This is a genomic window from Actinosynnema sp. NPDC023587, assembly GCF_040640215.1.
Taxonomy (GTDB): domain Bacteria; phylum Actinomycetota; class Actinomycetes; order Mycobacteriales; family Pseudonocardiaceae; genus Actinosynnema.
In genome coordinates this window covers 505,560-529,076 of the sequence record NZ_JBFABG010000004.1, presented here as the reverse complement: position 1 = coordinate 529,076, position 23,517 = coordinate 505,560, and the positions used below count along the sequence as shown (strand labels likewise).

Here is a 23,517-nt window from a genome sequence, read left to right as displayed (position 1 = left end):
AGGGACCGCGCGGCAGGAGCGGGGCTCGTTTCCGAACACGGCGCGGCGCTATCCGGCCGAAATCCAGCTCGATGGGTATCGTCGCAGGTCCCCGGCGGTGTCACAGTTGACTGTTGGTCGTCAAATCTGTGGGTGCCGTCACTCTTTCGGTCTAAATGATCGGCTCGGCGGAACTATTAGGTTCCACCTCACGAGGTTGACCCGGTGCCGTAGAGGGCACGGCACCGCGCGGGCAGCTCCACCCCTACCGGACGTATAGCGATGCTGCCCGCCGGGTCGAATCAGACCTCGGTAGGGGCAAGTTGTGAGCCGATCTCGCGTTGTCGCCAGATCAGCGGTACCGGTGTTGGCGGCGATCCTCGTCGCCGGTTCGACCGCCGGGACCGCGCTGGGCGCGGAGGATCAGCCGGCCGAGTCCGTCGCCGCCGCGCACGGGCTGGACGCCGGCAAGTTGCAGTTGAAGGTGGGCAAGCGGCTGACCGCCGCCCACGGCCGGGTCACCGCCTTCGTGGAGTTGGAGGCCAAGCCGGCCGTCGACACCTACCAGGAGAAGACCAGCCAGGGCGCGACCAAGCAGCAGGCCAAGGACGCGGCCAAGGCCACGAAGAACGACACCTCGAAGGTCGTCGACTCCGTGGTGAAGGACCTCAAGGGCAAGGACGCCGCGACCAAGGAGGTCTACCGGACCGCCAACGGCGTGGTGGGCGTGGTCGTCACGGCCGACGCCGACAAGGTCCGGGAGATCGCGCAGCGCGCGGACGTGAAGTCCGTCCGCACGGTGGTCCCGAAGTCCCGGCAGAACTCCTCCGCCGTCCAGCTCACCAACACCCTCAAGGTGTGGCAGCAGTACGGCAGGCTCGGTGACGACACCCGCATCGGCATCATCGACACGGGTATCGACTACACGCACGCCGACTTCGGCGGTCCGGGCACCATCCCGGCGTTCGAGGCGATCGACGAGACCAAGGTCGACGCCGCGTACTTCCCGACCGCCAAGGTGGTCGGCGGCTACGACTTCGTCGGCAACGGCTACGACGGTGCGAGCACCGACCCGGCCGTCAACACCCCGAAGCCGGACCCGAACCCGATCGACTGCAACGGCCACGGCTCGCACGTCGCCGGCACGTCGGCGGGCTTCGGCGTCAACGCCGACGGCTCCCCGTTCAAGGGCGACTACACCAAGCTGACCGACGACTCGCTCAACGCGCTGCGCATCGGTCCCGGCACCGCGCCCAAGGCCCTGCTCTACGCGCTGAAGGTGTTCGGCTGCGAGGGTTCGACCAACGTCACCGCGCAGGCGCTGGACTGGTCGCTCGACCCGGACGGCGACGGCGACTTCTCCGACCACCTCGACGTGGTCAACCTGTCCCTGGGTTCCGACTACGGCGCACCGGACGACCCCGACTCGCTGTTCGTCCGCAAGCTCAACGCCTCCGGCGTCGTGACGGTGTTCTCCGCGGGCAACGGCGGCGACCTGTACGACATCGGCGGTTCGCCGGGCAGCACCCCCGAGTCGCTGACCGTGGCCAGCACCCGTGACGCGTACGTGCTGCGCGACGCCGCCGAGGTGACCGCCCCGGCCGGTGCCGCCGGCCTCAAGGCCGGCCAGTACAGCCAGTCGTACAACTACGAGGGCAAGTCCGTCACCGCGAAGGTCGTGCCGCTGGGCGACGCGGGCAACAAGGACGGCTGCGTCGCGCTGTCGGCCGCCGATGCCGCCGCCGTGGCGGGCAGGATCGCGTGGCTGGAGTGGGACGACAACGACGCCAGTCGGCGCTGCGGTTCGGGCGCGCGGGCGAACAACGTGACCGCCGCGGGCGCGGCGGGCGCGATCTTCAGCTCGACCCTGGAGAACTTCAGCGCGGGCATCGCGGGCAACGCGGCGATCCCGGTGATCCAGCTCACCGGCGGCGCGACCGCGTCGGTGCGGCCGGCGCTGTCGGCGGGCACGCTGACCGTCCGCCTCGCGGGCGACCTGCGCACCTCGCTGCCCACCTACGACCAGGCGATCACCGACACGCCGAGCTCGTTCACCTCGCGCGGCGTGCGCGGCCCGGTCGTGAAGCCGGACGTGGCCGCGCCCGGTGACTCGATCGCCTCGGCGGCGGTCGGCTCGGGCAACAAGACGGCGGTCCTCAGCGGCACCTCGATGGCGGCCCCGCACACCACGGGCATCGCCGCGCTGGTCCGCCAGGCCCACCCGGACTGGACCCCGGAAGAGGTCAAGGCCGCGATCATGAACAGCGCGTCGGCGGACGTGAAGGCCGGCGGCAAGACCTACGCGCCCAACCGCGTCGGCTCCGGCCGGATCGACGGCAAGGCGGCCCTGGAGAACCAGGTGCTGGCCTACGTGCAGGACGACCCGGGCGCGGTCAGCGCGTCGTTCGGCGTGGTCGAGGTGACCAAGCCGGTCGCGCAGACCAAGACGATCAAGGTGGTCAACAAGTCCACCAAGTGGGTCGACTACGCGGTCGGCTACGAGGCGCTGACCTCCATCCCGGGCGTGAAGTACGAGCTCTCGCAGAGCACCGTGCGGCTCAGCCCGCGCGGCATCGCCAAGGTCAAGGTCACGCTAAAGATCGACAACCCGGCGCTGCTGCGCAAGACCGTCGACCCGACGGTCGAGGCGAACCACCTGGACACCCCGCGCCAGTTCCTGGCCGACGCGTCCGGTCGGATCGTGTTCACGCCCAAGAGCGGGTCCACGGTCGCGCTGCGGGTGCCGGTGTACTCGGCCCCGAAGCCGGCGGCGGACATCACCACGCCGGACAAGGTGACGTTCAAGGGCAACGCGAAGCAGTCGGTGCTGAACCTGACCGGTCGCGGCGTCAACCAGGGTGCCTACCGCTCGCTGGTCAGCGTCCTGGAGTTGCAGCAGACCTCGCCGAAGCTGCGCGAGTGCCGCCGCAACGTGACGTCGAACTGCACGCTCAACGACACCGCCAAGGGCGGCGACCTGCGGTACGTGGGCGTCACGTCCACCGCGCCGCTGGCCAAGGCGCAGGGTGAGCCGCAGAACGCGCTGCTCGCGTTCGGCCTTGTGACCTGGGGAAACTGGTACAACCTGGGCAACAACACGGTCCCGTTCGTCGACATCGACACCACCGGTGACGGCGTGCCGGACTTCGAGGTCTACGCGAACAAGCTGACCGACACCGACCTGCTGGTGGCGGTCACCCAGGACCTGCGGACCGGGGCGACGGTCGACATCCAGGCCGTCAACGGCCAGTTCGGCGACGTCGACACCAACGTGTTCGACACCAACGTGGTCGTCCTGCCGGTGCTGCTGTCGGCGCTGGGCATCGACCCGGCCGGCGACACCTCGCGGATCTCGTACACCTCGGGCGTGGCCGGCTTCTACGTCGCGCCGGGCACCACGAACGGGTTGATCGACTCGATCGGCACCCCGTCGTCGTTCGACCCGCTCCAGCCGGGCCTGTGGGTGCAGGGCGGCGGCGACGCCGCACTGTCCTACGTGGCCCGTCCGGGCACCGCGCTGGTGGTCAACCGCAACGCGGCGGCGCTGGCCGCCGACGGCGCGGACAGCCTGCTGGTGCTCAACCACCACAACGCCACCGGCGATCGGGCCGACGTGGTGAAGGTGAAGGCGACCAGGAGCAACCGCTCAGCGGACTGACCTGCGTACGTCGCTCTGGCCGGTCGGGGTTGCCCCGGCCGGCCAGAGCCGTTTAAGCGCATCGGGTGACGGCCGAACGGGGGTACTGAACCGTTCGGGTGTCCCGCAGTACGGGAGACATGGCCACTGAAGTGTGTTCCGAGTGCGGCGAACGGGTCTGCGACCGGTAGCCTTTCGCAAAGGAAACTAGTCCCGTGCAATGGGACTGATACCTGGGAGGTGTGTGGATGCGGCTCGCAGTGATCCCAGGAGACGGGATCGGGCCCGAGGTCGTCGCCGAGGCCCTGAAGGTGCTCGGTGAGGTCGTTCCGGCGGCCGAGATCACCCGCTATGACCTCGGCGCGGCGCGCTGGCACGCCACAGGTGAGCTCTTGCCGGAGTCCGTGCTGGGCGAACTGCGCCAGCACGACGCGATCCTGCTCGGTGCCGTCGGGGACCCGTCGGTGCCCAGCGGCATTCTGGAACGCGGCCTGCTGCTCCGTCTCCGCTTCGAACTGGACCACCACGTGAACCTGCGCCCGGCCCGGTTGTACCCGGGCGTGCGCAGTCCGATCGCCGATCCGCCGGAGATCGACATGGTGGTCGTGCGGGAGGGCACCGAGGGCCTGTACGCGGGCAACGGCGGCCTCCTGCGCAAGGACACCCCGCACGAGATCGCCACCGAGGTGTCGATCAACACCTCGTTCGGGGTGGAGCGGGTCGTCCGCGACGCGTTCGCCCGCGCGGCGAACCGGCCTCGCAAGCACCTCACGCTGGTGCACAAGACCAACGTGCTCACGCACGCGGGTTCGCTGTGGTCGCGCGTGGTGGAGGAGGTGTCGTTGCAGCACCCCGACGTGACGGTGGCGTACCAGCACGTCGACGCGGCGACCATCCACCTGGTCACCGACCCGGCCCGGTACGACGTGATCGTCACCGACAACCTGTTCGGTGACATCCTCACGGACCTGGCGGCGGCGGTGACGGGCGGGATCGGACTGGCGGCCAGCGGCAACCTGGACGTGACCCGGCGCAACCCGAGCATGTTCGAGCCGGTGCACGGCAGCGCGCCGGACATCGCCGGGCAGGGCATCGCGGACCCGACGGCGGCGGTGCTGTCCGTCGCCCTGATGCTCGACCACCTCGGTGAGCACGAGCCGGCGCGGCGGATCGAGGCGTCGGTGGCGTTCGACCTCGCGACCCGGGACCACGCGTCGCCGGGTGCGACCTACGCGGTGGGCGACCGGCTCGCCGCGCTGGTGAGCTCGAACGTGCGCACCGGCTGATCTCCGCGGTCACGCCGAAGGCCGCTCCGACCGCGCCGGTCGGGGCGGCCTTCGGCGTTCCCGGGCGGCGGTCGAGTGAGCAGGACCACGGGAATCGCGTTCCGGCAGGTCCGGGACGTAGGGTCGGTCGAGCCCCTCGCGGGGGAAGTCCGGTCGAAGTCCGGCGCTGACCCGCAACGGTGGGCCCTCCGGTGGAGGGCGAGCCCGATCACCCGCAGGCGGCCGAACGACGCTCCACCTCCTGCCGTGGTCTGCGGGACGGGTGCGACGGTCCCCCGGGCTGCGTGCCGCACGGCCACCTGTCCGAAGGGCGACCGGTGACCAAACGGCTGAGCGCCGGGCTGATCGTGCTCCTGGCCCTGTCGATCGTGTGCGGCGTGGCGCTGGGGCCGGTGGGCATCGCGTTCCCCGACGTGCTGCGCTTCCTCGGAGCGGCGTTCTCGGGTGGTGTGATCGACGCCTCGGAAGCGGGCGCGTACCGGATCGTCTGGGACATCCGACTGCCCCGCGTGCTGCTCGCCGCCGTGGTCGGTGCGGGACTGTCCGTGGTCGGCGTGGCCGTCCAGGCCATGGTGCGCAACGCCCTGGCCGACCCGTACGTGCTGGGCATCTCCTCGGGTGCGAGCGTCGGCGCGACGGCCGTGGCCACGACGGGGCTCTTCGCGACCCTGGGCATCTACGCGCTGTCCACGGCGGCGTTCCTGTCCGCGCTGGCGGCGATGGCGCTGGTGTACCTGGCGGCCCGGCGCGGCGGGCTCACGCCGTTGCGGCTCGTGCTCACCGGGACGGCGATGGCGTACGGGTTCTCCGCGATCGCGATGCTGCTGGTGTTCCGGGCACCGCGCGGGGAAGCGGCGCGGGCGGCGATGTTCTGGCTGCTGGGCAGCCTGGGCGGGGTCACCTGGGCGTCGCTGCCGATCGCCGCGGTCGTGGTCCTGGGCGGCATCACCTACCTGCGGCTCCAGGCGAAGAACCTCAACGCGATGTCGATGGGCGACGAGACCGCCATGACGCTCGGCGTCGACATCGCCCACCTGCGCAAGGTCCTGTTCGTGGTGACGGCGGCGATGACCGGCGTGCTGGTGGCGGTCAGCGGGGCGATCGGGTTCGTCGGGCTGATGCTGCCGCACCTGGTCCGGTTGCTGGTGGGAGCGGACCACCGGAAGGTGCTGGCGATCGCGCCGCTGGCCGGGGCGTGCTTCCTGATCTGGGTGGACGTGGCGGCACGCCTGCTGGCCGCGCCCGAGGAACTGCCGCTGGGCGTCATCACGGCGGCGTTGGGCGTGCCGTGCTTCGTGTTCCTGATGCGCGGTCGTGGCTACGTGTTCGGGGGCAAGTGATGGGTGCCGGGGCAGGGCCGGCGGGGCGTGTGGCGCGGAGGAGGGCGGTCGCTGGTGGACGTTGAGGTCGATGCGATCACGGTGACCGGGATTCTGCGCGGCGTCACGGTGGCGGTGGGCGACGGCGAGGTGCACGGGATCGTCGGGCCCAACGGCAGCGGGAAGTCCACGACGTTGCGGTGCGTCTACCGGGCGTTGCAGCCGAGCGGGGGAGTGGTCCGGTTGGGCGGGCGGCCGTTGGCCGACCTGACCGTGCGGGAGAGCGCGCGCGACATGGCGGCGCTGACCCAGGACAGCCACGTGGAGTTCGACTTCACGGTGACCGAGGTCGTCGCGATGGGACGGTTGCCGCACCAGTCCGGGTTCGACGGGGAGACCTCGGAGGACCGGGAGATCTGCGCCTGGGCGCTGTCCCGGGTGGACGCCGGGCACCTGCGCGACCGGAGCTTCCTGAGCCTGTCCGGGGGCGAGCGGCAGCGGGTGCTGATCGCGCGGGCGCTGGCCCAGCGGCCGGAGGTCCTCGTGCTGGACGAGCCCACCAACCACCTGGACATCAGCCACCAGCTCGCGGTGCTGGCGCTGGTGCGCGGGTTGGGGATCACGGTGCTGACCGTGCTGCACGACCTGAACCTGGCGGCGGCGTACTGCGACCGGGTCCACGTGATGGACGACGGGCGGGTGGTGGCTTCCGGGAAACCCGCCGACGTGCTGACGCCCGAGGTGCTGCTGGAGGTCTTCCGGGTGAGCGCCCACGTGGTGCGGCACCCGGTGAGCGGGGTTCCGCAACTGTTGTTCGAGCACCGGTTCGACCGGTGAAGCGGGAGAGGACGAGAGGGGTGCGAGAGGTGGAGCGGGGCGTTGGCGGGAGGAGTGCGGTGCAGAGGATCGTGGCGGTGGCGGTCGTGCTGGGCCTGACGGCGGGGTGCGGGGCGACGATCGCCGAGACGCCCTCGACCGGCGGGAAGGTGACGGTGCGGAACTGCGGGGTCGACGTCACCTACGACCGGGCACCGCAGCGGGTCGTCACGAACGACACGGGGATCGCGGAGCTGATGTTCGCGCTCGGGCTGGGAGACCGGATGGCCGGGTACGTCATGGGGGACGGCCAGCAGGGCGACGTCGACAGCTCGCCGTGGAAGGCGGACTTCGCGAAGGTGCCCAAGCTCGCCTCGGAGATCAACAAGGAGGTCGTGCAGGGCGCGTCGGCAGACCTGGTGTTCGCCGGGTGGAACTACGGGTTCTCGGAGAGCACCGGTTTCACGCCGGACGCCCTCAAGGGGCTCGGAGTCGCGACCTACCAGTTGACCGAGGCCTGCCTCAACGGCGTCGGCAAGCAGCGGGGGATCATGCCGCCGCTGGAGGCGCTGTACGCGGACCTGCGCAACCTCGGCGCGATCTTCGGGGTGTCGGACCGGGCGTCCGCGTTGATCGCCGGGTACCAGAAGCAGATCGCGGACGCGGAGAAGTTGCTGGGAGGTCGGCCGCGACCGAAGGTGTTCCTGTACGACAGCGGGTTGGACCAGCCCTTCACGGCCGGGAAGAACGCGGCACCGCAGGACATCATCGGGAAGGCCGGCGGGGAGAACATCTTCGGCGACCTGGACGACAGTTGGACGACCGTGGGGTGGGAGGCCGTGGTGGACCGCGCCCCCGAGGTGATCCTGATCAACGACTACGCGGACGGGGACGCCGGTTCGCCCGAGCAGAAGCGGGCGTTCCTGGAGTCGTACCCGGCGCTGAAAGAGGTGCCGGCGGTGCGGAACGGGAAGTTCTTCGTGCTGCCGTACGCGGCGCTGGTCGAGTCGCCGCGGAACCCGGCCGCGATCGAGGACTTCGCGCGGTTCCTCGCCCAGGGGTGAGGGTCTGGACCCGGGGCCGAAGTGTCCTCACCGGACGGACGAGCCGCCGAGGACGACACGACGTGGTGGGGGTTCGCGGGCGTCGGCGTTGCTCAGAGTGTGAGAACACCCGTCCGTGGCTTGGTAATCGTCGGTCGGCTGTGGCAGTATCCAGAACGTGGCTCTCTGCACCGTGATCATTATTTCTGAGCGCGCCGGGTAAGTGCTCCTCCAGCACCCGGCGCGCCGACCTCTCGCATCCTGCGGGGGGTCTTTTTGTTTTCCGTGATCTGCTCTAGGAGACCCTCGTGACCACGCTCGGCGATTCCTTCCACGTCTACGACACGACCTTGCGGGATGGTGCCCAGCACGAGGGCATCTCCTACTCGGTCACGGACAAGCTCGCGGTCGCGCGGCTGTTGGACGGGCTGGGCGTCGGGTTCATCGAGGGTGGCTGGCCTGGGGCTATGCCGAAGGACACCGAATTCTTCGCACGGGCCGCGCGGGGGGACCTGACGCTGGAGCACGCGCAGCTCGTCGCGTTCGGGTCCACTCGCAAACCCGGTGTGGAGGTGCGGGAGGACCAGCAGGTCCGGGCACTGCTGGAATCCGGCGCGCCCGTTGTCACGCTGGTCGCCAAATCCGATCGCCGGCACATCGAACGCGCTTTGCGGACCGATGTCGCGGAGAACTGCGCCATGGTGCGGGACACCGTTCGACACCTCGTGGACGAGGGGCGGCGGGTGTTCCTGGACGCGGAGCACTTCTTCGACGGGTTCGCGTTCGACCCCGACACCTCCCTCCGCACCTTGGAGTCCGCTGTGGAGGGTGGCGCGGACGTCCTCGTCCTCTGCGACACGAACGGCGGCCAGCTCCCGCTGGGGCTGGCCGAGACCGTGGCCGACGTGGTGGCCCGCACGGGCTTCCGGGTCGGCATCCACTGCCAGGACGACACGTCCTGCGCGGTGGCCAACACCCTCGCGGCGGTGCAGGCCGGGGCGACCCACGTGCAGTGCACCGCCAACGGCTACGGCGAGCGGGCGGGCAACGCCGACCTGTTCGCCGTCGTCGGGAACCTCGTGACCAAACTCGGCCTGGACGTGCTACCGCGCGAATCACTGGCCGAGCTCACCCGTGTCTCCCATGCCCTTGCCGAGATCGCGAACATCGCACCCGACTCCCACCAGGCTTACGTCGGGTCGTCGTCCTTCGCCCACAAGGCGGGGCTGCACGCGAGCGCGATCAAGGTGGACCCGGAGCTCTACAACCACATCGATCCGGACACCGTCGGCAACGACATGCGGGTGCTGGTCACCGAGATGGCGGGTCGGGCCAGTCTCGAACTCAAGGGACGTGAGCTCGGGATCGACCTGACCCGCCGGCCCGACGCGCTCACCAGCGTGGTGCGCAAGGTGAAGGAGCTGGAGGCGGGTGGCTGGTCGTTCGAAGCGGCCGACGCCTCGCTGGAGCTGCTGTTGAAGGACGAGCTGTCCGAACTGGACACGCCGCCGTTCACGCTGGAGTCCTACCGCGTCGTGCTCGACCACACCCGGGACGGTGCGATCGTGTCCGAGGCGACGGTCAAGGTGCACGTCGCGGGCGAGCGGGTCATCGCCACGGCCGAGGGCAACGGGCCGGTGCACGCGCTGGACGCCGCGTTGCGCAAGGCCCTGCTGCCGCACCTGTCCTGGTTGGACAGCGTGCAGCTCAACGACTACAAGGTGCGCATCCTCACCGATCAGCACGGCACCGACGCCGTCACCCGCGTGCTGGTGGAGTCGACGGACGGCGAACGCGAGTGGACCACGGTCGGCGTCCACGGGAACATCGTCGAGGCCAGTTGGCTGGCCCTGTGCGACGCCCTCGTGCACAAGGCGACCAGGGCCGGGGCGTGAGCCCGGTCAGCCGGTGACGAGGGTGAACGCCTCCGCCCTCAAGATGCGGTTGATCGGCTGGAAGAACGAGGTGCAGCCCCCGGGCCCACCGCCCAGGCCGCCCAGCAGGTGGCCCTGGGCCTGGCTCCCGCTGACCACGGGCACCCAGTCGTCGCCGGGTTGGACGCACAGGTTCGTGCGGGTCAACCCGGTGATGACGCCGGTCCCGTGGTGGACGGTCTGGTTCTTGGCCTGGAGCGTGCCGCACCTCCAACCGGAGGTCCGGCTCGCGGCGCACACCGCCGCCCCGACGGCCGCTTCGGTCGAGCCCGTGATGGGCGTGGGGGAGCCGACCAGGCGCGGCAACTGGTTCCACTTCGCCGGGTCCTGGACCTTCACCACGGCGTAGGTGTCGCGGACGCGGACGACCGGGCCGACCTGGCCGCCGCCGGGACCGGTGATCGGACCCGTGCCGTCGGCGCAGCGGACCGCGATCAGCAGGTGGCCCCGGACGTTGAAGCCGTTCGCGCAGCGGGCGTGGGACGGGGAGCCGAGCGGGGTGCCGGCTTCGAGCGGGACCGGGGCGGTGGCGGGCGGGGGTGTCGCGGTGGCCGTGGCCGGAGCGCCGGCGGTGGCGGCGGTGAGCAGCAGGGTGAGCAGCAGGGTTTTCATCCCTCGACGTTAGGCACGGCGGGTGGTACCGCAAGCCGCCGGATAGGGTGACCGCCGTGCGCATTGCCCGTATCGCCCAACCGAACGGCCTCGCTTTCGCCTCGATCGAGGGCGACGGTGACGACCTGACCGCCGTCGAGATCGCCGACGACCCCTTCGCGAACCCGACGTTCACCGGTCGCAGGTGGCCGCTCGCGGACGTCCGCCTGCTGGCACCGTTCCTGCCGCCCAAGATCGTGTGCATCGGTCGCAACTACGCCGAGCACGCGGCCGAGTTCGGCCACGAGGTGCCGGCCGACCCGCTGATGTTCCTCAAGCCGAACACGGCGGTGATCGGGCCGAACGCGGACATCAAGCTGCCGGCCGCGTCCGAGCGGGTGGACTTCGAGGGGGAGCTCGCGGTCGTCATCGGCGTGGGCGGGCGGGACATCCCGGCGTCCCGGGCCCGGCAGTCGGTCCTCGGCTACACGATCGCCAACGACGTGACGGCGCGGGACCTCCAGGAGTCCGACGGCCAGTGGACGCGGGCGAAGGGCTTCGACACGTTCTGCCCGCTCGGGCCGTGGGTGGAGACCGACTTCGACCCGTCGGACGTGGCCATCCGGACGGAGCTGGACGGCGTGGTCGCGCAGGACTCGCGCACCTCGTTGCTGCTGCACGACATCCCGGAGCTGATCGAGTACATCTCGGCGGTCATGACGCTCCGCCCGCTCGACGTCATCCTCACCGGCACCCCGGCGGGCGTCGGGCCGCTCCGGGCCGGGCAGACGGTCTCGGTGACCGTCGAAGGTCTCGGCACCCTGACCAACACCGTCACCGACCGCTGACCCCGTAGGGGAGACCGGCGGTGGCGTTCTTGCGGCCGGTGCCCTTCGGGGAGCCGGTTCCCGCCGGGGAGCGGCCCGCCGGGTGCCGATTCGCCGGTCAGCTCCGGGTGATCTTCTCCGGTGCCCGGCGGGCGAAGTCGGGGGCGTGCTCCGGGCGCAGGCCGATCGCCACGAGGTAGGCGGGGATCGCCTGGAGCCACGGCAGGCGTTGCAGCAGGACCACCGGACCGGGCAGCCCGCCGCCGACGCCCGCCCGCTCCCCCGCCAGGGTCGGCTTCAGGAACGAGTCCTGGATCCGGCGCTGGAACGCCTGCGTCACCACGGTCGGGAACCAGCGCCGCCGGCGGACCTTCGCGAGCACCCGGCCGGTGAGCCGGCCCCGCCGGGCGGGCGCGGCCAGGATCCGGGCCGCCGCGACGGCGTCCTGCACGGCCAGGTTGATGCCGACGCCGCCGATCGGCGACATGGCGTGCGCGGCGTCCCCGATGCACAGCACGCCCTCGGCGTGCCAGCGGCGCAGCCGGTCGAGCTTCACGTCCAGCAGCTTCACGTCGTCGAGCGACCCGATCGTCGCGGTGCGGTCCGCCAGCCACGGGACGAGCCCCGCCACCCTGGCCCGGAACGCCTCGACGCCCTCGGCCCGCAACCGCCGGTCCGCGCCCTTCCGGATCAGGTAGGCGCACTGGTAGTACTCCCCGCGCGGGATCAGCACCAGCGCCTCGCCCCGCGTGAACCGCCCGAGCCCGGTGCCCACCTCACCCCCGTGCCGGGGGAGGCGGAACCACCAGACGTCCATCGGCGCGCCGAACTCGCGCACCGGCAGGCCGACTTCCGCGCGCACCGACGAGCTGCGGCCGTCCGCCGCGACGACCAGGTCGGCGGCCAGCTCGGCCGTGCCGTCCGGGGTGCGGTAGCGGACGCCGGTGACCCGGCCGCCCGCCCGCGTCACGCCGGTGAACTCGGCGTTCATCCTCAGCTCGAACGACGGCTCGCGCTTGCCCGCGTCGGCCAGCAGGTCGAGGAAGTCCCACTGCGGCACGAACGCGATGTGCTTGTGCGGGCCGGGCAGCCTGCGCAGGTCGGCCATGGTGACCAGCCCCCGGTCGGTCATGACCTGGCCCCGGTCGACGAGCTGGTGCGGCACCTCGGCGAACGACGGGCCCAGCCCCAGTTCGTCGAGCAGCGTCAGCGTGGACGCGTGCACCGTGTCGCCCCGGAAGTCGCGCAGGAAGTCGCCGTGCTTCTCCAGCACCGTGACGCGGACGCCGGCGCGCGCCATGAGCAGCGCGAACACCATCCCCGCCGGACCTCCTCCGACGACCGCGACCGTGGTCCTCTCCATGATCCCCACCTCTTTTCAACGCCAGTTGAATAACTTCAGGATGCTCCTGTCGGTCGAGCCGGTCAAGCCGGATACGCTGATCGGGTCATGAGCGCATCCGCAGTCACCCCAGAGGTCCGTGTCCGCTTCTGCCCGTCGCCGACCGGCACGCCGCACGTGGGCCTGATCCGCACCGCCCTGTTCAACTGGGCGTACGCCCGCCACACCGGTGGCACGATGGTGTTCCGGATCGAGGACACCGACGCGTCCCGGGACTCGCGGGAGTCCTACGAGCAACTGGTGGAAGCCCTGCGCTGGCTCGGCCTGGACTGGGACGAGGGCCCCGAGGTCGGCGGCCCGGACGGCCCGTACCGGCAGAGCGAGCGCCGTGACATCTACACCGGCATCGCCGCGAGGCTGCTCGACGCGGGGGAGCTCTACGAGTCCTTCTCCACCGCCGAGGAGATCGAGGCGCGCCGCAAGGCGGCCGGTCAGGACCCGAAGCTCGGCTACGACGGCTTCGACCGCGACCTGACCGACGAGCGGAAGGCCGCGTTCCGGGCCGACGGCCGCGAACCCGTGCTGCGCCTGCGGATGCCCGACGAGGACCTCGGCTGGGACGACCTGGTGCGCGGCGGGATCACGTTCAAGGCCGGCGCGACGCCGGACCCGGTGCTGGTGCGCGCCAACGGCGATCCGCTGTACACGTTCACCAACCCGGTGGACGACGCGCTCATGCGCGTGACGCACGTGCTGCGCGGTGAAGACCTGCTTCCGTCCACTCCGCGACAGCTCGCGCTTTATGCCGCGCTGCGGCGAATCGGCGTGACCGAATTCACCCCGCACTTCGGGCACCTGCCCTACGTGATGGGCGAGGGCAACAAGAAGCTGTCCAAGCGGGACCCCCAGTCGAACCTGTTCCGCTACCGGGACCGGGGATTCCTGCCCGAGGGATTGCTGAACTACCTCGCGCTGCTGGGCTGGTCCATCGCGGACGACCGGGACATCTTCTCGGTGGCCGAACTGGTCGAGGCGTTCACCCTGGAGAAGGTGAGCGCGAACCCGGCCCGGTTCGACCTGAAGAAGGCCGAGGCGATCAACGCCACGCACCTGCGCGCGCTGTCCCCGGAGGACTTCGTCGCCCGGGTGCTGCCCTACCTCGCGGCGGACGGCCTCCTGGTCGACCCCACCGAGGAGCAGTTGACCACGCTGCGCTCGGTGGCCCCGCTGGTGCAGGAGCGCCTGGTCGTGCTGTCCGAGGCGGCCGGCATGGTCCGCTTCCTCTTCGCGGACGACGAGTCGTTCGCCCCGGAGGAGGAATCGGCGGCCAAGGCGCTGGGTGAGGACGCCCGCCCGGTGCTGACCGCGAGCATCGCCGCCCTGGAGCCGGTGGCGGAGTGGACGGCCGCCGCGATCGAGGAGGCGCTGAAGGCGTCCCTTGTGGACGGACTCGGCCTCAAGCCGCGCAAGGCGTACGCCCCGGTGCGGGTGGCCGTGACGGGCCGTACCGTCTCGCCACCTCTGTACGAATCGATGGAGTTGGTCGGTCGGGATCGCTCGATCGGGCGCTTGCGCAAGGCGCTCGGGTCAATCTGACTGGTGCGTTCGGGCGGTTCAGCGGTGCTTGACCGTGCAAGAACCGCGAGATATCACCTCTCTGGTCGAGTCGGACGGGGGGCGGTCGCACCTAGCCTCACTGGGTGACAACCGCAGCCCCGACTTTCACCCCCCGGAGAACCGGCGAGATCCGCGCGGTGAGCCTCGATGTGGACGACACGCTCGTCGACTACAGCAGCTCGTCGCGGGCCGCGCTCGCCGCGATGGTCGGCCACGCCGACAACTGGTTGCTGTGGCAGCGCATCACCGACGAGCACTGCGCGCGGTTGCTCGCGGGCGAGCTGGAGTACGAGTCGATGCGCACCATCCGCACCCGGGCGTTCTTCGCCGCCCTCGGCGAGGAGGTCGACCTCGCCGAGGCCGGGAGGCGCGAGCTCCACCGCCAGGGCGTGCTCGCGTCCGGTTGGCGGCTGTTCCCGGACGTCGTGCCCTGTTTGGAATGGCTGCGCGCCACCGGCCTGCCGCTCGCGGCGGTCAGCAACGCCTCGGGCAGGCACCAGCGCGTGAAGATCGCCGCGCTCGGCCTCGCCCAGTACTTCGACACCGTGCTGATCGCCGGTGAGGTCGGCGCGGCCAAACCGGACCGGGTGATCTTCGACACCGCGTGCGCCGATCTCGGGGTGCCGGTGCGCGACACGGTGCACATCGGGGACCGCCTGCACGCCGACGCGATCGGTGCCCGCGACGCCGGCATGAAGGGCGTCTGGTTGAACCGGCAGGGTCCGCGCGAAGGCGCGCTGCCCTCCGGCATCTCGGCCATCAGCAGCCTGTCTGAGCTGCCCGAACTCCTCGTCTGCGAGCTGTCGGCGGCGTCCGCCTGACCCCCGATTTCCGTTCCGCCGGGTTCTTGGTCTACTATTCCTCCCGGCGGAACGGACAGCCTCCGAGCCAAGACGAAGTCGGTCGCGGCGAAGGGCGAGTTGATCGGAAAGCCATTGGGGTATGGTGTAATTGGCAGCACGACTGATTCTGGTTCAGTTAGTCTAGGTTCGAGTCCTGGTACCCCAGCGGTAAGCGGTAGAGAATAGATGTGGTAAGCTACCGCGGCACCGAGAACGACAACTTAATAGCTCGACAAGATCGAGCGAATCCCTAGGGCCCCGTCGTCTAGCGGCCTAGGACGCCGCCCTCTCAAGGCGGTAGCGTGGGTTCGAATCCCATCGGGGCTACAGATTGACAGATCCCTGTGACGGTAGTGCTGTCACGGGGATCTTTCGCATTGTCTCCGGGGGTCCGACCCCCGGGCCCCGGCTCGGGGGGATTCCCCCCGAGACCCCCCGTGCGGATCGCCGGGGAGTGGGGATCTGGACGTGTGAAGGTTGATTTGGGTCTCGGAGTTCGTGGTGCCGGCCGGGGTGCCCGGGGTTTGGTGGCACGGGGCACCGGGGGTTGGTTGGTGGTGGGGGTCGGCTTCGGGGGGTGGATACCGAAGCCGACCGGGGGTGGGTACCGGGAGTGGTACCGGTGGGGTCAGAGGCGGGATTGCAGTGCTTCTGCGGCGGCCAGGAGGTCGGCTGCCCACCGCGCGCCGGGACGCCTGCCCATGCGGTCGATGGGGCCTGAGACGGACACAGCGGCCACCACGACCCCCGCGCTGTCCCGCACCGGGGCGGAGACGCTCGCCACGCCTGGCTCGCGTTCGGCGACGCTCTGCGCCCAGCCCCGGCGGCGGACCTCCAGGAGGGTGCGCTCGCCGTAGACCGCCTCGGCCAGGACCGAGCGCTGGGTGGCCGGGTCCGACCACGCCGCCAGGACCTTCGCGCCGGAGCCGGCCGTCATCGGCAGCCGCGCTCCCACCGGGACTGTGTCGCGCAGGCCGCTGGGCGGCTCGGCGGAGGACACGCAGATGCGCTGTATGCCATCCCGCCGGTAGAGCTGCACGCTCTCCCCGGTGATGTCCCGGAGCCTCGGCAGCACCGAGGAAGCCGCGTCCAGCAACGGGTCTGTGGCCCCGCCCGCCAATTCCGCCAAAGCCGCGCCCGGACGCCACCGGCCGTCGGAACCCCGTCGCAGCAACCGGTGCACTTCGAGCCCCACGGCCAACCGGTGCGCGGTCGCGCGAGGCAGACCCGTCCGGTTGCACAACTCGGCGAGTCCACACGGATCCTTTGCGACGGCGTTCAAGACAGCCACTGCCTTGTCCAGCACGCCGATCCCGCTATGCTGTCCCACAAGACGATACTAACTTCCCACTGTCTGGGAAGTCCAGATCTATCGACTGTCCAGATCCTGGGAGAAGCGATGAGCCGCACGCTCGCGGAGAAGGTGTGGGAAGCGCACGTGGTGCGCCACGGCAGTGGCGCGGAGCCCGACTTGCTCTACATCGACCTCCACCTGCTGCACGAAGTCACGAGCCCGCAGGCGTTCGACGGCCTGCGCCTGGCGGGTCGGCCGCTGCGCCGCCCCGACCTGACGATCGCGACCGAGGACCACAACGTCCCGACGATCGACATCGACCTGCCGATCGCCGACCCGGTGTCGCGCACCCAGGTCGAGACGCTCCGCAAGAACTGCGCCGAGTTCGGCGTCCGGCTGCACCCCATGGGCGACGTCGAGCAGGGCATCGTGCACGTGGTCGGCCCGCAGCTCGGCCTGACCCAGCCCGGCATGACCGTCGTCTGCGGTGACAGCCACACCTCCACGCACGGCGCGTTCGGCGCACTGGCGTTCGGCATCGGCACGTCCGAGGTCGAGCACGTGATGGCCACCCAGACGCTGCCGCTGAAACCGTTCAAGACCATGGCCATCACCATCGAGGGCGCGCTCCGGCCCGGCGTCACGGCCAAGGACGTCATCCTCGCGGTCATCGCGAAGATCGGCACCGGCGGCGGCCAGGGCTACGTCCTGGAGTACCGGGGCAGCGCGATCGAGGCGCTGTCCATGGAAGCCCGGATGACCGTCTGCAACATGTCGATCGAAGCCGGCGCGCGCGCCGGGATGATCGCGCCGGACCAGACGACGTTCGACTACCTCCGGGGCCGCCCGCACGCCCCGTCCGGCGACGAGTGGGACGTCGCGGTGGAGTACTGGAAGTCGCTGCGCACCGACGAGGGCGCGGAGTTCGACGCCGAGGTGGTGCTCGACGCCGAGGAGCTGACCCCGTTCGTCACCTGGGGCACCAACCCCGGCCAGGGGCTGCCGCTGGGCGACCGGGTGCCCGACCCCGAGGCGATCCCCGACGAGAACGAGCGGGTGGCGGCCGAGAAGGCGCTGGCGTACATGGGGCTGGAGCCCGGCACCCCGCTGCGCGACATCCACGTGGACACCGTCTTCCTCGGCTCGTGCACGAACGGCCGCATCGAGGACCTGCGGGCCGCCGCGGACGTCCTGCGCGGGCACCGGGTGGCGGCCGGCGTGCGGATGCTCGTGGTGCCCGGCTCCATGCGGGTGCGCGCGCAGGCCGAGACGGAGGGGCTGCACGAGGTGTTCCTGGCGGCCGGGGCCGAGTGGCGGCAGGCCGGGTGCTCGATGTGCCTGGGCATGAACCCCGATCAGCTCAAGCCGGGCGAGCGGAGCGCGTCCACCTCCAACCGGAACTTCGAGGGCAGGCAGGGCAAGGGTGGCCGGACCCACCTGGTTTCGCCACTCGTGGCCGCCGCGACCGCCGTGCGCGGCACCCTGTCCTCCCCCGCCGACCTGGCCTCAAGGAGCTAGCCGAGATGGACGCGTTCACCAACCACACCGGGGTCGGCGTGCCGCTGCGGCGGTCCAACGTGGACACCGACCAGATCATCCCCGCCGTCTACCTCAAGCGCGTGACCCGCTCGGGTTTCGAAGACGGGCTGTTCGCGGCCTGGCGGGGCGACGAGCAGTTCGTGCTCAACCAGGAGCCCTTCCGGGCGGGCAGCGTGCTGGTCGCCGGGCCGGACTTCGGCACCGGCTCCTCCCGCGAGCACGCCGTCTGGGCGTTGATGGACTACGGCTTCCGGGTGGTCATCTCCTCCCGGTTCGCCGACATCTTCCGGGGCAACGCGGGCAAGCAGGGCCTCGTGGCCGCCCAGTGCGAGCAGTCCGATGTCGAATTGCTGTGGAAGGTGCTGGAGAACGAGCCCGGCACCGAGGTGACCGTGGACCTCGCCGCGAACACTGTTGTGGCGAAGGACTTCACCGCCCCCTTCTTCGTGGACGAGTACACCCGCTGGCGGCTGCTGGAGGGTTTGGACGACATCGCGCTGACCCTGCGGCACGCCGATGCCATCGCCACGTTCGAGCGGAACCGGCCGGGTTGGTTGCCCACCACCGAACAGGTGCCCGTGAGCTAGTCCGGAGGGGCCGGATTCCCCTCCTGCCAGCGGGAATCCGGCCCCGACCGGGGCCTCCGGGGCCCTTCCGGTGTCCCTCGACAGGTCGTAATTGCCCACGCCACAACGAAAAATCTGGCGTGGCGATTGGTATTTCCTTGCATATGGGCTTACCGTGGCCATCAGTCGGCCCGACTAGGGCCGTGAGCGTCCTGGGAGGGACTGAAGGTGAACAAGGCCCAGCTCATCGAGGCGCTCGCCGAGCGCCTCGGCGACAAGAAGAACGCAGCCGCCGCCGTCGACGGGCTTGTCGACGTCATCGTCCGCAGCGTCCACAAGGGCGAGAAGGTCAACATCACCGGGTTCGGGGTGTTCGAGAAGCGTGCCCGTGCGGCCCGCACCGCTCGCAACCCGCGCACCGGTGAGACCGTGAAGGTCAAGAAGACCAACGTTCCCGCGTTCCGCGCGGGTTCGACCTTCAAGGACGTCATCAGCGGCACGAAGAAGCTGCCGAAGGCCACTGCGACCAAGCCCGCCGCGTCCGCCGCCAAGCCGGCCGCCGCCGCTGCGAAGCCCGCCGCGTCCACCAAGGCTCCGGCGACCCGCAGCAGCACCGCGCGCACCACCACCACGCGCACCGCGCGCAGCACCACCGCGCGCACGGCCGCTGCGGCGACCAAGGCTCCGGCGACCCGCCGGACCACGGCGGCGGCCAAGCCGGCCGCCGCTGCCACCAAGGCTCCGGCCGCCCCCAAGGCGACCGCTGCCAAGGCGACGACGGCGAAGGCCGCTCCGAAGGCGGCTGCCGCCAAGAAGCCGGTGGCCGCCAAGGCGACCGCGGCGAAGGCACCTGCGGCCAAGAAGCCGGCCGCGAAGAAGCCGGCCGCCAAGAAGTGAATCCAAGCCGGGTGGACGCCCGGCGGGGAAAGCGGTAACCACGCTCAGGGCCCGGTGCGGACGCGTACCGGGCCCTAGGCGTGAGCGACACCCGGCGCGGACGCGTGCCGGGTTCTCGTGCGTTCCGGGCCCTCGGATTCTCCATCCGCAGGGCCTTCGGCCGCGTGCGCTCCCCAGGTCCCCGAAGGGTTTCGGAGAATCCGCCACGGCCTTCCGCACCGCCGCCCGATGTCGGCCCCTGGGCGGGCGAAACCGCGAATAGGCGGTCCCGCCGCGCACTTCTCCGGGCCCGGCGGGAAAGGGCGCTCCCACTCGTTCGGCCCAGCGATTCCCACGAACGCACCCGTCCGGGCGGCGGGTGCCGGCGCGCACCGCTACGGGACGGGAGCCGCCAGGGGGCTGGGGAGGTAGTGCGCCGAGACCAACCGGGGCCAGCTCGCCGAGCTGTCCGATGTGGACCAGCCCGGTTCGGGCCGGCGGAACGCCAGCAGCCAGACGCTGCCCTTCTTGCACGGCACCTCGACGAGCGGCAGGCCCGCCAGGGACGCCAGCGTGCCCACCACGTCCGGGATCACGCCGCCCTGGCTGGACACCACGGGCACGCCCGGCCCGTCCGCGATCTCCAGCAGCCGGACCAGCCCCGCCTCGCGGTCGGGCCAGTAGCCCTCCTCCGACAGCCGGGGTTCCACCAGCACCCGCGAGCCCAGGTCGTCCGCCACGCCCCGCACGGTGTCCACGCACCGCGTCCTGGGCGCGGAGTGCACCCGCGACGGGGCCCACAGCGGGAGCAGCTCCCGCAGCCCCTCGGCCTGCCTGCGGCCCGCCGAGCTCAGCGGGCGCAGGTCGTCGTCCCCCGGCCAGTTGTCCCGCTTGCCGGCCTTCGCGTGGCGCACCAGCAGCACCGCGGCGAGGTCGGTCGGCTCGGCCGCGAACGCCGCCAGGACCTCCCGGTCGGTGCCCCGGGTGACCATCCGGGCCGCCTCGTCGACCGGGACCCAGCGCAGCTCGTCCACCTCGTCGTTGGGGGCGAACGAACCCCCGGCCACGCGCGCGCTGAAGAAGTCGACGGTCTTCGGCTTGCCGAACGCGCTGTAGCGGACCGTGGCCAGGTGCCGCCCGAGGACGGCGTCGAAGCCGGTCTCCTCGCGCACCTCCCGCACCGCCGCCGCGGGCACCGTCTCGCCTCGGTCGAGCTTGCCCTTGGGCAGCGACCAGTCGTCGTACCGCGGTCGGTGCACCACGGCCACCAGGCCGTCGCGCCACAGGACCGCGCCCGCCGCCCGGATCACCCGAGTGCGCGGTGCGCGCGCAGCAGTTCGCCCTGGTGGTCCCGAACCCGACTGCCGTCCGCCGGGAACGCTTCCCACTCGCCGTCCGGTTGCAGCACCCAGCAGCGGGTGGTGGGCTCCAGCGCGGAGTCCAGGATGTCGCCCAGTTGCGCGGTGAGCTTCGGGTCGGTCACCCGGACCTGCACCTCGACCCGGCGGTCGAGGTTGCGGTGCATCATGTCCGCGCTGCCGATCCAGTACTCGTCGCAGCCGACGAAGTGCACGACCCGCGAGTGCTCCAGGAACCGGCCGAGGATCGACCGCACGTGGATGTTCTCGGACAGGCCCTGGATGCCCGGCTTCAGCGCGCACACCCCGCGCACCACGACCTCCACCCGCACGCCCGCCTGGGACGCCCGGTAGAGCGAGTCGATGACCTGTTCGTCCACCAGGGAGTTCACCTTGATCCGGACGCCCGCCGACTCGCCGGCGCGGGCCCGCTCGACCTCCCGCTCGATCCGCTCCACGATGCCGCGCCGCACGCCGTAGGGCGCGACCAGCAGGCTGCGGTAGTGGTCCTGCCGGGCGTAGCCGGTGAGGACGTTGAACAGGTCGGTGAGGTCCGCGCCGATGGTCGGTTCGGCGGTCAGGATGCCGATGTCCTCGTACAGGCGGGCGGTCTTCGGGTTGTAGTTGCCGGTGCCGATGTGGCAGTAGCGCTGGATGCGCGAGCCCTCCTGGCGCACCACGAGGGAGGTCTTGCAGTGCGTCTTGAGGCCCATCAGGCCGTACACCACGTGCACGCCCGCCTTCTCCAGCGCGCGCGCCCACTTGATGTTGGCCTGCTCGTCGAACCGGGCCTTGATCTCCACCAGCGCCACGACCTGCTTGCCCGCCTCGGCGGCGTCGATCAGCGCGTCCACGATGGGGGAGTCGCCCGAGGTGCGGTAGAGCGTCTGCTTGATGGCCAGCACGCGGGGGTCGGCGGCGGCCTGCTCGATGAACCGCTGCACCGACGTGGAGAACGAGTCGTACGGGTGGTGGACCAGCACGTCGCCCTCGCGGAGCGTGGCGAAGATGCTCTTCGGGGTCTCCCGCTCGCCGAACGCGGGGTGGGTGGCCGGCACGAAGGGCGCGTCCTTGAGCTGCTTGCGGTCCACGCTGTAGAGCTGCCACAGGCACGACAGGTCCAGCAGGCCCGGCACCTGGACGACGTCGTGCGGGTCGACTTCGAGCTCCCGCAGCAGCCGCTCCAGCATGTGCTCGGTCATGTCGTCGGCGATCTCCAACCGCACCGGGGGACCGAACCGCCGCCGCACCAGCTCCCGCTCCAACGACTTGAGCAGGTCCTCGTCCTGGTCCTCCTCGACCTCCAGGTCCGCGTTGCGGGTCACCCGGAAGGCGTGGCACTCGATGACGTCCATGCCCGCGAACAACTCGCCCAGGTGCGCGGCGATGAGCTCCTCCAGCGGCAGGAACGTCGCCGACGAACTGGTCCGGTCGTTCTCCACCCGCACCAGTCGCGGCACGTTGTCGGGCACCTTGACGCGGGCGAACCGCTCCGCGCCGCCCTCGGGGTCGCGCACCGTCACGGCCAGGTTCAGGCCCAGGCCGGAGATGTAGGGGAACGGGTGCGCGGCGTCCACGGCCAGCGGCGTGAGCACCGGGAACACCTGGTCGCTGAAGTAGTTGGACAGCCGCAGCCGCTCGAAGTCGGTGAGCTGCGCCCAGTTCACGATGCTGATCGCGTGCTTCTCCAGCTCCGGCTGGACGTGGTCGAGGAACGCGCGGGCGTGCTGCTCGACCAGTTCCCGGGTGCGCTTGACGATCGCGGCGAGCTGCTCGCGCGGGGTGAGCCCGTCCGCGCTGCGCACCGAGAGGCCGGTGTCGTCGCGGCGCTTCAGACCGGCGACCCGCACCATGTAGAACTCGTCGAGGTTCGAGGCGAAGATCGCCAGGAACTTCGCGCGCTCCAGCAGCGGCTGGGAGGAGTCCTCGGCGAGCGCGAGCACCCGGGCGTTGAAGTCCAGCCACGACAGCTCGCGGTTGAAGTACCGGTCGTCGGGCAGGTCGGCCCGCTCCTCGGCGGACGCCGTCACGGCGGGCGGTGAACCCGGGAAGGCGCGCGCCGGGGCCTCGGCGACCGGTGCGGTGGCCTCGGCGGGGGCGGCCTCCTCGGCGGGGGCGGCCTCGCGGCGCACGGCCGGACGTGGGCGACGGCGCGGCGCGCTCGCGGTCGGCTGGGTCCGGGGTGTCCGGGCGGAACGCTTCGCAGCGGGCTGCTCGGGAGTGTTGTCCGTGCTCACGAAGGGCATTGTTCCTCACATCGGGCCGCGCCGCGCTGATCGCGGCCGACGACGAGGTGAACTCCCGTCACACCCGACCGCGCGACGGCGAGCCCTTCGTCACACCCGGGCCGTGCGTCACACGGGACGGCGCACGGCGGTGACCGCGCCGGCCCCGTCGCGGACGAGCGTCACCCGCTGACCGGGCCGCAGCGACCGCCACCCGCCCGCCGCCACGGCCGTCGCGGGCGCGTCCACGAGGACGCCGTCGTCGCGCAGCACGGTCGCCGAACCGTCGTCGTGGTGGGCGCTCACGGTCGCCTGTTCGGTCGCCTGCTCTTCGGGCACGGCGGGCAACGCTAGCCGATCGGGGGTGGTGGCCCCCGACGCGCACCTGCCACGCTCCGCGACAGCCTCGTTACCGAAAGGAGTGGC

At 71.1% G+C, this 23,517-nt stretch carries 18 protein-coding genes, 2 tRNA genes and 1 riboswitch; of the genes, 14 read left to right on the top strand and 6 right to left on the bottom strand.

What is annotated here, in order from left to right; genetic code table 11:
- The first annotated feature begins 304 nt into the window (after positions 1 to 304).
- From AB0G01_RS14780 to cimA, 6 genes are all read left to right on the top strand, one after another.
- Positions 305 to 3,637, top strand: coding sequence for a S8 family serine peptidase (locus AB0G01_RS14780; protein ID WP_360944708.1), 3,333 nt, complete (start codon positions 305 to 307; stop codon positions 3,635 to 3,637).
- A gap of 227 nt (positions 3,638 to 3,864) precedes the next feature.
- Positions 3,865 to 4,902, top strand: a complete 1,038-nt coding sequence (locus AB0G01_RS14775; RefSeq protein ID WP_015104546.1) for a 3-isopropylmalate dehydrogenase — start codon at positions 3,865 to 3,867, stop codon at positions 4,900 to 4,902.
- A 141-nt stretch (positions 4,903 to 5,043) separates the two neighbouring features.
- Positions 5,044 to 5,116, top strand: a riboswitch (cobalamin riboswitch).
- 103 nt (positions 5,117 to 5,219) lie between these two features.
- Positions 5,220 to 6,242 (top strand): iron ABC transporter permease, encoded by a 1,023-nt coding sequence (locus AB0G01_RS14770; RefSeq protein ID WP_360944703.1) that lies wholly within the window; start codon positions 5,220 to 5,222, stop codon positions 6,240 to 6,242.
- A gap of 51 nt (positions 6,243 to 6,293) precedes the next feature.
- Positions 6,294 to 7,058, top strand: coding sequence for an ABC transporter ATP-binding protein (locus AB0G01_RS14765; RefSeq protein WP_360945277.1), 765 nt, complete (start codon positions 6,294 to 6,296; stop codon positions 7,056 to 7,058).
- A gap of 59 nt (positions 7,059 to 7,117) precedes the next feature.
- Positions 7,118 to 8,101: an ABC transporter substrate-binding protein gene (locus AB0G01_RS14760; RefSeq protein ID WP_360944700.1), complete on the top strand. Its 984-nt coding sequence runs from the start codon at positions 7,118 to 7,120 to the stop codon at positions 8,099 to 8,101.
- A gap of 287 nt (positions 8,102 to 8,388) precedes the next feature.
- Complete coding sequence (cimA, locus tag AB0G01_RS14755; protein WP_360944697.1) at positions 8,389 to 9,975, top strand: citramalate synthase; 1,587 nt, start codon at positions 8,389 to 8,391, stop codon at positions 9,973 to 9,975.
- A gap of 6 nt (positions 9,976 to 9,981) precedes the next feature.
- Here the strand turns inward: cimA and AB0G01_RS14750 are convergent, their stop codons facing one another.
- Positions 9,982 to 10,626 carry a S1 family peptidase gene (locus AB0G01_RS14750; protein WP_360944694.1) on the bottom strand — a complete coding sequence of 215 codons (645 nt, stop codon included), beginning with the start codon at positions 10,624 to 10,626 and terminating at the stop codon, positions 9,982 to 9,984.
- A 56-nt stretch (positions 10,627 to 10,682) separates the two neighbouring features.
- Between AB0G01_RS14750 and AB0G01_RS14745 the strand changes: the two genes are divergently transcribed.
- A complete protein-coding gene (locus AB0G01_RS14745) occupies positions 10,683 to 11,453 on the top strand; it encodes a fumarylacetoacetate hydrolase family protein (protein WP_360944692.1) in 771 nt (256 codons plus the stop codon).
- Positions 11,454 to 11,550: 97 nt separating this feature from the next.
- Here AB0G01_RS14745 and AB0G01_RS14740 read toward each other — a convergent pair whose 3' ends face one another.
- Positions 11,551 to 12,795, bottom strand: a complete 1,245-nt coding sequence (locus AB0G01_RS14740) for an FAD-dependent oxidoreductase (protein WP_360944689.1) — start codon at positions 12,793 to 12,795, stop codon at positions 11,551 to 11,553.
- A gap of 87 nt (positions 12,796 to 12,882) precedes the next feature.
- On the opposite strand from AB0G01_RS14740, the gene gltX reads away from it, so the two are divergent.
- The 4 genes from gltX to AB0G01_RS14720 all read left to right on the top strand — a co-directional run bounded on the left by gltX (position 12,883) and on the right by AB0G01_RS14720 (position 15,560).
- Complete coding sequence (gltX, locus tag AB0G01_RS14735) at positions 12,883 to 14,370, top strand: glutamate--tRNA ligase (protein WP_360944686.1); 1,488 nt, start codon at positions 12,883 to 12,885, stop codon at positions 14,368 to 14,370.
- A gap of 104 nt (positions 14,371 to 14,474) precedes the next feature.
- Positions 14,475 to 15,212, top strand: coding sequence for an HAD family hydrolase (locus AB0G01_RS14730; protein WP_360944683.1), 738 nt, complete (start codon positions 14,475 to 14,477; stop codon positions 15,210 to 15,212).
- Positions 15,213 to 15,327: 115 nt separating this feature from the next.
- Positions 15,328 to 15,399 (top strand) — tRNA-Gln (locus AB0G01_RS14725).
- 88 nt (positions 15,400 to 15,487) lie between these two features.
- Positions 15,488 to 15,560: transfer RNA gene (locus tag AB0G01_RS14720), tRNA-Glu, on the top strand.
- Positions 15,561 to 15,861: 301 nt separating this feature from the next.
- On the opposite strand, the gene AB0G01_RS14715 is transcribed toward AB0G01_RS14720, so the two are convergent.
- Positions 15,862 to 16,563: an IclR family transcriptional regulator gene (locus AB0G01_RS14715; protein WP_360944680.1), complete on the bottom strand. Its 702-nt coding sequence runs from the start codon at positions 16,561 to 16,563 to the stop codon at positions 15,862 to 15,864.
- 69 nt (positions 16,564 to 16,632) lie between these two features.
- On the opposite strand from AB0G01_RS14715, the gene leuC reads away from it, so the two are divergent.
- The 3 genes from leuC to AB0G01_RS14700 all read left to right on the top strand — a co-directional run bounded on the left by leuC (position 16,633) and on the right by AB0G01_RS14700 (position 19,529).
- Positions 16,633 to 18,045, top strand: a complete 1,413-nt coding sequence (leuC, locus tag AB0G01_RS14710) for a 3-isopropylmalate dehydratase large subunit (RefSeq protein WP_360944677.1) — start codon at positions 16,633 to 16,635, stop codon at positions 18,043 to 18,045.
- A 5-nt stretch (positions 18,046 to 18,050) separates the two neighbouring features.
- The gene (gene leuD, locus AB0G01_RS14705; RefSeq protein ID WP_360944674.1) at positions 18,051 to 18,653 is read left to right on the top strand and encodes a 3-isopropylmalate dehydratase small subunit; all 603 of its coding nucleotides are present in this window, start codon (positions 18,051 to 18,053) and stop codon (positions 18,651 to 18,653) included.
- A gap of 207 nt (positions 18,654 to 18,860) precedes the next feature.
- The gene (locus AB0G01_RS14700) at positions 18,861 to 19,529 is read left to right on the top strand and encodes an HU family DNA-binding protein (RefSeq protein ID WP_360944671.1); all 669 of its coding nucleotides are present in this window, start codon (positions 18,861 to 18,863) and stop codon (positions 19,527 to 19,529) included.
- Positions 19,530 to 19,903: 374 nt separating this feature from the next.
- Here the strand turns inward: AB0G01_RS14700 and AB0G01_RS14695 are convergent, their stop codons facing one another.
- The 3 genes from AB0G01_RS14695 to AB0G01_RS14685 all read right to left on the bottom strand — a co-directional run bounded on the left by AB0G01_RS14695 (position 19,904) and on the right by AB0G01_RS14685 (position 23,430).
- On the bottom strand, positions 19,904 to 20,815 hold the full coding sequence (locus AB0G01_RS14695; RefSeq protein ID WP_360945274.1) for an NUDIX hydrolase: 912 nt from the start codon (positions 20,813 to 20,815) through the stop codon (positions 19,904 to 19,906).
- Positions 20,815 to 23,112 carry an RNA degradosome polyphosphate kinase gene (locus AB0G01_RS14690; RefSeq protein ID WP_360944668.1) on the bottom strand — a complete coding sequence of 766 codons (2,298 nt, stop codon included), beginning with the start codon at positions 23,110 to 23,112 and terminating at the stop codon, positions 20,815 to 20,817. Before AB0G01_RS14690 ends, AB0G01_RS14695 begins: the two co-directional genes overlap by 1 nt.
- A gap of 108 nt (positions 23,113 to 23,220) precedes the next feature.
- On the bottom strand, positions 23,221 to 23,430 hold the full coding sequence (locus AB0G01_RS14685) for a hypothetical protein (RefSeq protein ID WP_360944665.1): 210 nt from the start codon (positions 23,428 to 23,430) through the stop codon (positions 23,221 to 23,223).
- Positions 23,431 to 23,517: the final 87 nt, after the last annotated feature.

Bases quoted from the DNA above. Each gene is read 5' to 3' on its own strand.
- AB0G01_RS14775 (WP_015104546.1), top strand. From the start codon at position 3,865: ATGCGGCTCGCAGTGATCCCAGGAGACGGGATCGGGCCCGAGGTCGTC.
- AB0G01_RS14750 (WP_360944694.1), bottom strand. From the start codon at position 10,626: ATGAAAACCCTGCTGCTCACCCTGCTGCTCACCGCCGCCACCGCCGGC.
- AB0G01_RS14740 (WP_360944689.1), bottom strand. From the start codon at position 12,795: ATGGAGAGGACCACGGTCGCGGTCGTCGGAGGAGGTCCGGCGGGGATG.
- gltX (WP_360944686.1), top strand. From the start codon at position 12,883: ATGAGCGCATCCGCAGTCACCCCAGAGGTCCGTGTCCGCTTCTGCCCG.
- leuC (WP_360944677.1), top strand. From the start codon at position 16,633: ATGAGCCGCACGCTCGCGGAGAAGGTGTGGGAAGCGCACGTGGTGCGC.
- leuD (WP_360944674.1), top strand. From the start codon at position 18,051: ATGGACGCGTTCACCAACCACACCGGGGTCGGCGTGCCGCTGCGGCGG.
- AB0G01_RS14690 (WP_360944668.1), bottom strand. From the start codon at position 23,112: ATGCCCTTCGTGAGCACGGACAACACTCCCGAGCAGCCCGCTGCGAAG.